We start from the raw sequence: 1,000 nt of genomic DNA, 5'->3' as shown, positions 1-1,000 counted from the left end.
TGTAAGGTGCGGTTACCCGTGGTACATCCCGTTTGTTGACTATAGCTTTTCCCTGAGGACTTCGTAAGGCGTCTTTCCGTCGTGTGCGCCGTGAGGTCGGTGGAAGTTGTAAAAGCTCTCCCACTCGCCCAATTTGGCTTCGAGATCGACATCTCCTTTGTAGCTGAGCAACTGATAAAACTCTTGTCCGTCGGAGCGGTGTGAACGCTCGACCTTGCCGTTCAACTGGGGAGTGCCGCGTTTTATGTAGGCATGGCGGATACCGAGGTCCTCAACATGCCAGTGAAACTTGGCCTGGAACTCATGGCCATTATCCGTTCTGATTTCTCGGATGCGGAATGGGAACTTTTCGATGATGTGATTTGCGAAATCAATGGCATTGGCCTGGGTATGTCTTTCGTAAACCTTCAACGCCCGCACACGCGTTGCGTCGTCAATCGCGGTGTATTGAAAGCGGCGCACCTTTTCGCCCTGTTTGCCTTTGAAAGTCAGGAACTTAACATCCATCTGGATGTGATGCCCAGGGACCTGTTTCTGGTAGCGTTTTGTGTGAACTTTGCGCATGCGAGTTCCCCGAGGAAGGCGGTTCATCCCATGGCGGCGCAGAATGCGTGAGACCGTCGCGTCGGAGATCCTGATGTCGTGATAGCGCTCCAGGTACCAAACGATCCGCATTGGGCCGAGGTGGTATTTGCGGCGAAGATAGAGAACCTTTTCCTCGCGCTCAGGCGGCGTCCTGTTGGCATGCCATTTGGGGATCGGCGGTGCATTGATCAGGCCCGCTTCGCCGCGCTCAGCATAGGCTTGCCTCCATCGGTAAAAGCTGGATCGCCCGATCCCGAAATAACGGCAGGCTTTCGCAACATGACCAATCTCGTCTGCGTATCGCAGTATCCGCAGCTTACGTTGAATCTCGCGTTGATCCTTGTTCATGAACATCTCCTTCTTCCCAAATCTGGGAGGTTAAAGGAAATGTCCCGCGAGTAACGGCATTTCTACA

At 53.5% G+C, this 1,000-nt stretch carries 1 protein-coding gene; it reads right to left on the bottom strand.

What is annotated here, in order from left to right; genetic code table 11:
• Positions 1 to 39: 39 nt before the first annotated feature.
• On the bottom strand, positions 40 to 933 hold the full coding sequence (locus tag FEE96_RS23375) for an IS481 family transposase (protein WP_138165538.1): 894 nt from the start codon (positions 931 to 933) through the stop codon (positions 40 to 42).
• Positions 934 to 1,000 lie beyond the last annotated feature (67 nt).

Origin of the sequence: Parasedimentitalea maritima (assembly GCF_005771405.1) — a bacterium.
Lineage (GTDB): Bacteria > Pseudomonadota > Alphaproteobacteria > Rhodobacterales > Rhodobacteraceae > Parasedimentitalea > Parasedimentitalea maritima.
Note: the sequence above shows the minus strand (reverse complement) of the source record. Positions and strands in the feature narration are given on the sequence as shown.